The organism is uncultured Dialister sp. (assembly GCF_900538805.1).
Lineage (GTDB): Bacteria > Bacillota > Negativicutes > Veillonellales > Dialisteraceae > Dialister.
Genome location: NZ_UPZP01000091.1, coordinates 1 through 8982 on the forward strand (window position 1 = coordinate 1; position 8982 = coordinate 8982).

Sequence of the window (8982 nt, forward strand, 5' to 3'; positions counted from 1 at the left end):
TAAGGAGTCCCATGACGAAGCAGTGCATAAAAATTCTTATAAAAGCAGACTCTATGAATTAATCAGTGCTTCCCTAGACAACGGAAACCACGCCAGCCCACTCATAAATCCACAAAATAAAAAACTCTCCTACTGCCTGCAGGAGAGTTTTTTATGCATATAAGCTATCCCCATGTCCTTCCCGCCACCTGAGCGGAAGCGAACATACCCTGTCTACACAACCTTCAGCGCAGCCGCGCCCCATCTATCCTCTATCTTCTATCGTCTAACTTCTATCTTCTATCTTCTATCTTCTATCTTCTATCGTCTATCGTCTATCATCTATCATCTATCATCTATCTTCTATCGTCTATCGTCTAACTTCTTCCACCCACTGATCTATCATCTGCCAGCGGTGGCTTCCGGTCTGCCAGCCGAAGGAAAGTTCATAGCCTCCTTCTTCAAAGTGCAGGACACGGAGTTTTTCCCAGTCCTCCTTTGAAAGCAGGGCTCTTGCCAGATTTTCCGGGCAGAAATAGGCACCCCTTCCCAGAAGGCAGAGACGGAGCATGGTACCCATATTTTCCGACTCCACCGCCACATGGGGCGCAAAGCCGGCCCGCCGGAAAAGCTGCCTTGCCAGGGCACCGGCAATATCATTTTCACTGTTTAAGAGAAAAGGACAGTCCCCGAAGGGCAGGGAAAGGCCCTTCTTCCTTTCATCTCCCGCAAAAAGGGCTTCCCCCTCCTTTCCCCACAGCTTCTCCGCCAGCTCCCTGGCCATGAGGAGCACGATTTCCTCCCTCATCCAGGGCCGGTGGGAAATCCCCGGCATTTCCCCGGGAAGCCTTGCCATGGCCACGTCGATTTCATCCCGTTTCAACCGGTTCCATATATTTTCATTGGCCATTTCCAAAAGTCGTATGCGGCAGTGGGGATAGGACTTCTGGAAACGGTCAATCACCGGCGGCAGCATCACCTGTCCCCGGGACGGTGCAATGCCGATGCGGAGAGTCCCTTCGACCCGGCCGGACACATCGGAGAGCTCCCGCTTCAGGGCCCGCTCATTTCGGGAAAACAGGCGGGCATAACGGAGAAACACCTCGCCGCTGTCCGTGAGCGTAAGCGGCACATGGCGCACAAAAAGCTTCGTCCCCGTCTCCTTCTCCAAGGCAGCGATATGGGCAGACAGGGTCTGCTGGGTAATATGCAGCTTCTCCGCTGCCTTCGTAAAACTCCTCTCCTGTGCCAGCATGAGGAAATATTTCATGGATAAGAAATTCATGGCCCCTCCTGTTACTATATTTTATCTGTATTATATACAATAAATAACAGTTTTCCAATGTAATTTGCAGTGGATATAATGGATATAAAAGGGCCGCTTTGCGGCCCGGGTTCAAAGGGTTCAGAGGGTTCAAAGGGTTCAAAAAGGGGGCGCCCAAAGGGCACGAAGGGGTGCGGCTGACGCCGCAGGTTGTGTAGAAAGGTTGTGTTCGCTTTCGCTCATGGGGCGCTACCGCAGGCAGCATATAGCAGCATATATAACTCCCTCTGAACCAGCCCGCTCTGCGGGCGGAACCGGAGCTGCCAAGGGCGTCCGCCCAATGGCGGCTTGAACCCGGACGCCGTAAGGCGCCTGAACCCTCTTTCTTTCGGGAATACAACCCATCGTCCGCGGTAAGCGGACAGCCGATAGCGGCCCCACTGTCCCACTGTCCCACTATCCCACCAGCCCACTAGCTCACTAACTCCAAAGAGGTGTTTTCCATGAAACAGAATCTTGCATTATTCAGCGGCCCCGCCGCCTTTTGTCTTTCCGCTTTTCTTCTCACCGGCACCTTCGAACCCGCTGCTGCCCTGGCCCTCTCCTGCGCCCTGTGGATGGCGCTGTGGTGGATTTTCCGGCCCGTTTCCATCTACGTCACTGCCTTTATCCCCATCGTGGTGAACTCCATCTTTAACCTCATTCCCATGGCCCCTGTCATCAGCCAGTATTTCTCCGAAATCGCTGTACTCCTTCTGGGCAGCGACCTCATCTGCCTCACCTGGACCACCACGGGACTGGACAAACGGATTTCCGTGAAAGCTCTCTGTTCCATCGGTACCTCCATGAAGAGCCAGATTTTTGTGTGGTTCCTGGCCTCCACGGCCCTGTCCGTTTTCCTGCCCAATGTGGTGGTGGCCGCCATCTTCTGCCCCATTGCCGCCGCCATGCTCCACTTCGTGGGCGAGAAGGACATCAGCAAAAGCAAAACCGCCATCCCCATCCTCCTTGCCATCGGCTGGGGCAGCGGCATCGGCGGCTTCGGCTCCCCCATCGGCTCCTCCGCCAATTTGGTGGCCGTTTCCTATCTGGAAAAATTGACGGGCCACGAATTCATGTACTTCGACTGGGTCATCCGTTTCCTGCCCATTCTCATCCTTATTTTCCTTATGAACCTCCTTTTCCTTCTTCTCCTGCCCTGCCCCATGAAATCACTTCCCGGCACCAGGGACTACTTCCGCTCCATGTACGCCTCCTTCGGCCCCATGAAACGGGGTGAAATCATCGGTCTTGTCCTCTTTACCGCCGCCACCGTGCTCGCCTTCCTCCGTCCCCTCTTTGCGCCTTACCTGCCAGCCATGAAACCGGCCTATGTATTCCTCTTCCTGGGCCTGCTCATGTTCTTCCTGAAAGATGAAAAAGGAGAGCCCATGCTCACCTGGAAATACGCCGAAAGCCACGTCATGTGGGGCATGATTGCCCTCTTCGCCAGCGGCCTGGCCCTGGGGAAACTGGTCATTGGAACAGGCGCCATCAAGGAACTTTCCCTCCTCATCGCCGGCCTCCATCTTTCCCCCGGCCTCCCGGTCATGGCCATGGCCTGCCTCTTTGCCTGCTTCATGTCGGAAATCTCCAGCAACACCGCCTCCGCCTCCATTTCCATCCCCGTGGTCATCGGCATGACCACATCCCTTTCCCTGAACCCCATCCCCTACATTCTCGGAACCATCGCCGCCGCCAACTGCGCCTACATCCTCCCCATTTCCACCAGAGCCATCCCCATAGGCTACGGCCTCTCCGCCTCCGCCCAGATACGATACGGCGTCATCCTCTCCCTCCTCACCGTCCTCCTCACCACCATCCTCTGCACCGCATTCATGGACTTTGTGCCCCTGTTCAGTGAACTGTAAAATGGACCGAAATAATACTAAACAGAGTCTCTTTCAGCTGACTCTGTTTTTTTGTGGTTTCACCTCTCTTTCCTTTTATTCCCAAATGCGCACAGGTCTTGATAGGATTCTATGGTATAATCAAAATATATAGTGTTATAAAGATGAATTGGCCCAGGGAAGCAAAATACATGATTATGAAAGTATGGGAGGCGGACTTATGTCAAAATTGAATATTGATCAACAGACAATTTTCCAGCTTTTTTCAGATAAACGGTCAGACTTTTTAATTCCGGATTATCAGCGGCCATATGCCTGGGGTGAATCTGAATGTGAAACCCTTTGGGACGATATTTTTGCATTTGCATTCCCTCAAGATGACTACTCTCAGTTTAACAGCAATGATGAATATTTTTTGGGTCCAATCGTAACCTTCCGAAATAATGATAAAAAGCTTGAAATCATTGATGGTCAGCAGCGTTTAACAACTCTGATGCTCTTACTTCGCGCCTTTTATTCTAAATTTGGCAGTATGAAGGACCGCAATTCCATCAGTACAGCTGAAAATATTGCAAAGTGCATATGGAAAACCGATGAATTTGGCAAGCCCAATAAAGAGCAGTTAAAAATCGATTCCGATGTATCTTCAGATAACGACAAAGATGAATTCCTGACCATACTTAAAACAGGCCAGGTTCAACCAAGCCAGGTCAGCCGGTATGCCCGCGTATTCCGTTTCTTCCAAAATAAGATTGATGATTTTTTATCCCAATACCCAAGCTATTTTGCATATCTTCCTACAAGGATTATGCAGAACTGCATTTTATTGCCCATCGAAGCCGAATCACAGGATACCGCACTGCGCATTTTTTCCACATTGAACGATCGTGGAAAGCCACTAGCTGATACAGATATTTTCAAAGCACAGTTCTATAAATTCTATTCCGACCAGAATCAAAAGGATGAATTCATTGACCGGTGGAAAAAGCTGGAAGCGCTTTGCGGACAGATTTTCCCAACGCAATATGGTTCCCCCATGGATGAATTATTCACGCGCTATATGTACTACGAAAGAGCCAGGCAGGGAATCAAAAATAGTACTACAGAAGCTCTTCGGAAATTTTATGAAAAAAACAACTATACGCTGCTGCGGAATAATGAAACTTTGGGGAGGTTAGAGGATTTAGCCAGGTTCTGGGAAAATGTAGCTACGCAAAATGAATCAGTTTTCTCTGAGAGAGTGTTAAAGCAGCTGGGAGTCCTTCGTTTCGCGCCAAATGGAATGTGGACTTACCTTTTATCAGCCTATTATCTGCACAATAAAAATACCAATGACCTGCTTGATGATGACAAACTGTATCATTTTTTGAACACCATTACATTGTTTATCTGGGCCTATGCCATCATGCGTCCGGGTGTGAATGCATTGCGAATTCCGGCTTATCCGGAAATGATTAATATTGTAAATAATGCTCCCGTTCGGTTTAGCAACTTTAAATTTGACAAAGGGAGTTTATTAACATCTCTTCATAATTTTGAATTCACAAATAATCGCATAATTACTAAATCAATGCTGGCCTGGTGGATGTACCATAATCCCAAACAGGATATCATTCCAGCTGAAACTAATCTGGAAATAGAACATATCTATTCCAAAAAGCAGCAGGAAAGCGATGGAAATATTTCGCGGTCTGATTTGGAATCATTGGGCAACAAAGCTTTATTGGAAAAAACAATCAATATCCGGGCTGCTGATTACAAATTTGCGGATAAAATAAAATACTACAAAGGCTATACGACCACATCCGGAAAGGCGAAAGCCGGTACGATGGATGCAGAATTATTAGACATTGCTGAAACTCACACCAATTTCACCAAACAGGATATTGGGATTCGGGAAGAATTAATCATTAATTCCTTTGTATCCGCTTTGGAAAAAGCAGGACTGATTCTATGATTTTTCAATAATGCCCATATTCTTGAATTTCAGAAAGAGGGGCAAATATCGTGAAAGTATGGATACAGGCACGCAGTGATAACCTTCCATTAGACAGAGACTTTTTCTGGGCTATGTGCGGATTTGAAGAGCTGGGGGCAGAAATAAAATTTTTCCATACTCCCGCAGAGATGCAGCAGATTAAAGAGCCATCGGATATTCTGGTTGGATATGTAGGTACGGTTCAGATGCATTTGCAAGATATGGGATTTCCTATTCCAGACACAAATTATCCGATACCGCTGAGACCTTATCTGGGCAGAAAAATCTGGAAGTCTACCATCAATACAATCAACCACCACCCGGAGCAATGGCCGGTATTCGTAAAATCCGTTGCAGACAAAGAAATCACCGGTGTACTTGTACGCTCTCCTAAAGATTTGATTGGTTGCGGAAACTGGGCACGTGATATTCCGGTCTGGTGCTCTGAACCGGTGCATTTTGAAACAGAATGGCGCTGCTTTGTCCGTTACGGAAAGATTCTTGATGTCAGACGTTACCGCGGGACCTGGGAGCAAATGCCGGATTCGGGCATAATCAAAAGAGCTGTACAGGATTACGAGAACGCCCCCGCCGGATGTTCCCTGGATTTTGGTTTGACCAATGATGGAAGAACCCTGCTGATTGAAGTAAATGACGGTTATTCTCTGGGCTGCTATGGTCTATTTTATATTGATTATGCAAAACTGCTTGCCGCCCGCTGGGCAGAATTAACGGGCACGGAAGATGAATATAAGAATTTTTAAATTCATCTGTGGTCCACGGCAGCAAAAAGCCTGTCCCCCCATGAGGACAGGCTTTTTCATTTATGAAATCCGATTCCCCTTCTCCAGACTAAGCAGGGCCTTCTTCATGGGAAGACCGCCGCCGTAGCCGGTGAGGGAACCGTCGGCGCCAATCACCCGATGGCAGGGGACGATGATGAAAATGGGATTGGCGTTATTCGCCATGCCCACGGCACGATAGGCCTTCGGATGGCCGATGGCTTCCGCCACCTCTTTGTAGCTCCTCACCTCCCCATAGGGAATGGCCCGAAGGGCTGCCCACACCTTTTCCTGGAAAGGTGTGCCATGGGTCCGAAGGGGGATGTCAAAGGTTTTCCGCTTCCCCTGAAAATATTCATCCAGCTCCTGAAACACCGCAAGCGCCAATCCCTCCGGCGCCTCTCCCACTGCTTTCTTCTTTGCCATCTTCAGCGCCGTCAGGGCGTCTTCTTCATAGTCAAGCTCCATATCTCCAAAGGGAGAATGATACACGGCAGTCTTCATGGCCCTCTTCCTTTCTTTCCACACAGAGTGAGATATCATTTAAAGTTCCATTTCTTTATGATTTCATTATATCATGAAAGAAGAGACAGAAATCCTGCAGCTTTTATCCTATGCCCGTGCCAATCTCTTTGTCTAAGAAGCCCCCCTGTTGTCTGCATAGGACAGTATTATTTTACTCAAAAGAGTTTTAGTAAAATCCTTTTGAGTAAAATGACAAACAGGAACAGTCCGGGACCTGATGCACCATTTCTGCCTGCTTTCAAGAAAATACCGGACGCAGGCAGGAAGCTCCTATCCGGTCCAAAGAAATGAGACATACCCCTCGAATACCTAATCCAATGAAAAATGTGTGTTTTTTTCATATATTAGTTTGAAAAATGTGAAAAATAGAGTAAAATATAGCTGAAAAATGTGAATTTAAAAGTGATAAAGCTCGCAAAAATGTGAAGGAGGGCATATGGAACTTTTGAAACGAAAAGTATCGGACCTTTTGATTCAATGGAAGAACGACCCGGACCATCTGCCGCTGATTATCAAAGGGGCCCGTCAGATCGGGAAAACGGAATCCATCCGCCATTTCGGGAAGACCCGGTATAAGCATTATGTGGAAATTAATTTCATCCTGCAGAAGCAGTTCCGGACAATCTTTGATGACGGCTTTGATGTGGACCAAATCATCAAGAATATCACTTTTATCAATCCGGATTTACAGATTACTCCCTACGACACGCTGATTTTCTTCGACGAAATCCAGGCCTGTATCAACGGGGCTGCCAGTCTGAAAGCCTTTAAGATGGATGGCCGGTATGATGTCATCTGCTCCGGTTCCCTCATGGGCATCAATTATCAGGAAATCGAATCAAACAGCGTGGGCTACAAGCAGGACTATGTCATGTACTCCCTGGACTTTGAGGAATTTCTGTGGGCCAAAGGGTATAAGCCGGAGCAGATTGAAGAATTATATGAGCGCATGATTCAGGTCCGACCCCTGACGGCCTCCCAGATGGAGGCCCTTCTTCAGGCCTTCCACGAATATATGATTGTAGGCGGAATGCCTGCCATTGTATCCCGCTTTATGCGGCAGAACAATTACTTCGGCATACTACAGATGCAGCAGCAGATTCTGCTGGACTACGAAGAGGACATCACCAAGTATGCCGGCGGACTGGATAAAGCAAAAATATTGAATGTGTATCGGTCCATCCCCGTATTTCTGGGAAAATCAAATAAGAAATTCCAGATTTCCAAAGTAGCCCGGGGGGCCAGGAATCGGGACTATGTGGGCGTCGTCGACTGGCTGGACAATGCGGGTATTGTAAATATCTGCTACAACCTGGAAATGCCGGAGCTCCCATTAAAAGGCAATTATAACCCCTTTGATTATAAATTATATTTCGGAGACCCCGGCCTCCTGATTGGCTCACTGGATGAAGAATCACAGCAGGACCTCAGGTATAACCGCAACTTTAATATCTACAAAGGCGCCCTCTACGAAAATGTGGTCAGCGATATGCTGAAAAAGCAGGGATTCCCTCTGTTCTTCTATAAGAATGGCACCTCCACCGTAGAAATGGATTTCATGGTAAGGGACATAGACTCCCTGGTGCCGGTGGAAGTCAAAGCGAACCGCGGCGCTGCCATTTCGCTGAATAAAATGATTACCGGAAAGTCCTACGGGGACATCCATTATGGAATCAAAGTAGGAAATCTAAATATAGGATATAATGGGCTGTTTTATACTTTTCCCTACTTCCTCACATTCCTCCTGAAACGATTCCTTGCACACCGAAAGGAGGCATCCCATGACTATGCAGAATCATGAAAATAAAATCCACATCCTCTTCATCTGCCACGGCAATATCTGCCGCTCTCCCATGGCGGAAATGGTAATGAAGGAAATGGTGCGGCAGAAAGGGCTGGAAGCGAAATTTGAAATTTCCTCCATGGCCGCCACCACTGAGGAGATGGGCCATGACATATACCCGCCGGCCAAAAGAGCCCTGGATGCCCACCACATTCCCTATACCAAAAGAAAAGCCTCCCTCATTACAGAGAGAGACTACAGATGGGCGGACTACATCATTGCCATGGACGCGGAAAATATCCATGACCTGTCCCGCCTCACCCAGGGGGATCCGGAGAAAAAAAATCTCCCGCCTTCTTGACTGGGCGGGAGAAGCAAGGGATGTGGCAGACCCTTGGTATACGGGAAATTTTGAGAAAACCTATGAGGATATAGAAAAGGGCTGCCGGGCGGTGCTGGAGAAGCTTTCCTGAAAATGGGTGCATAAAAAAGAGGCCGTGAGAAACGGGTATCATCTCTCGCGGCCTCTTTTTCTCATGCCACCCAAAAAACTCCTGATTCCTCCCATGCTGATGCGCGGCAGGGTTCAGGCGTTCTGTTTCAGTGAATCGGCCACGGGCCGCGCTGATTCATGGGCTGTCTGATTTCATTCTTGAATTTATACGCAATACAAGGAATGGGATTCCGCGAATAGCGAGCTATTTAAGGAATTCCATGACGAAGTAGTGCGTATAAATTCTTATGAAATCAGACTCTGCCAATGAATCAGTGCTGCCCGCAGG

The 8982-nt window shown here is 48.2% G+C and carries 6 protein-coding genes and 1 pseudogene; 5 read left to right on the forward strand and 2 right to left on the reverse strand.

Annotation, left to right across the window (positions count from 1 at the left end):
- Positions 1-349: 349 nt before the first annotated feature.
- On the reverse strand, positions 350-1264 hold the full coding sequence (locus QZQ29_RS07745) for a LysR family transcriptional regulator (RefSeq protein WP_296962038.1): 915 nt from the start codon (positions 1262-1264) through the stop codon (positions 350-352).
- 482 nt (positions 1265-1746) lie between these two features.
- Here QZQ29_RS07745 and QZQ29_RS07750 point away from each other — a divergent pair, with 482 nt between their 5' ends.
- The 3 genes from QZQ29_RS07750 (at position 1747) to QZQ29_RS07760 (ending at position 5874) form a co-directional block, all read left to right on the forward strand.
- Entirely contained in the window at positions 1747-3153 is a 1407-nt protein-coding gene (locus QZQ29_RS07750; RefSeq protein WP_296962040.1) for an SLC13 family permease, read from the forward strand.
- Positions 3154-3352: 199 nt separating this feature from the next.
- Positions 3353-5089: a DUF262 domain-containing protein gene (locus QZQ29_RS07755; protein ID WP_296962043.1), complete on the forward strand. Its 1737-nt coding sequence runs from the start codon at positions 3353-3355 to the stop codon at positions 5087-5089.
- A gap of 50 nt (positions 5090-5139) precedes the next feature.
- The gene (locus tag QZQ29_RS07760; RefSeq protein WP_296962045.1) at positions 5140-5874 is read left to right on the forward strand and encodes an ATP-grasp domain-containing protein; all 735 of its coding nucleotides are present in this window, start codon (positions 5140-5142) and stop codon (positions 5872-5874) included.
- 60 nt (positions 5875-5934) lie between these two features.
- Here QZQ29_RS07760 and QZQ29_RS07765 read toward each other — a convergent pair whose 3' ends face one another.
- A complete protein-coding gene (locus QZQ29_RS07765; RefSeq protein WP_296962047.1) occupies positions 5935-6396 on the reverse strand; it encodes a methylated-DNA--[protein]-cysteine S-methyltransferase in 462 nt (153 codons plus the stop codon).
- Between the two features lie 457 nt (positions 6397-6853).
- Here QZQ29_RS07765 and QZQ29_RS07770 point away from each other — a divergent pair, with 457 nt between their 5' ends.
- Together QZQ29_RS07770 and QZQ29_RS07775 are read left to right on the forward strand one after the other, a co-directional pair.
- A complete protein-coding gene (locus QZQ29_RS07770; protein ID WP_296962049.1) occupies positions 6854-8218 on the forward strand; it encodes an ATP-binding protein in 1365 nt (454 codons plus the stop codon).
- 67 nt (positions 8219-8285) lie between these two features.
- A pseudogene (locus QZQ29_RS07775) lies at positions 8286-8673 on the forward strand (low molecular weight phosphotyrosine protein phosphatase).
- The last annotated feature ends 309 nt before the right edge of the window (positions 8674-8982 follow it).

Excerpts from the sequence above, each read along its gene's own strand:
- QZQ29_RS07765 (WP_296962047.1), bottom strand. The coding sequence starts at position 6,396 with ATGAAGACTGCCGTGTATCATTCTCCCTTTGGAGATATGGAGCTTGAC.
- QZQ29_RS07770 (WP_296962049.1), top strand. The coding sequence starts at position 6,854 with ATGGAACTTTTGAAACGAAAAGTATCGGACCTTTTGATTCAATGGAAG.
- QZQ29_RS07750 (WP_296962040.1), top strand. The coding sequence starts at position 1,747 with ATGAAACAGAATCTTGCATTATTCAGCGGCCCCGCCGCCTTTTGTCTT.
- QZQ29_RS07755 (WP_296962043.1), top strand. The coding sequence starts at position 3,353 with ATGTCAAAATTGAATATTGATCAACAGACAATTTTCCAGCTTTTTTCA.
- QZQ29_RS07745 (WP_296962038.1), bottom strand. The coding sequence starts at position 1,264 with ATGAATTTCTTATCCATGAAATATTTCCTCATGCTGGCACAGGAGAGG.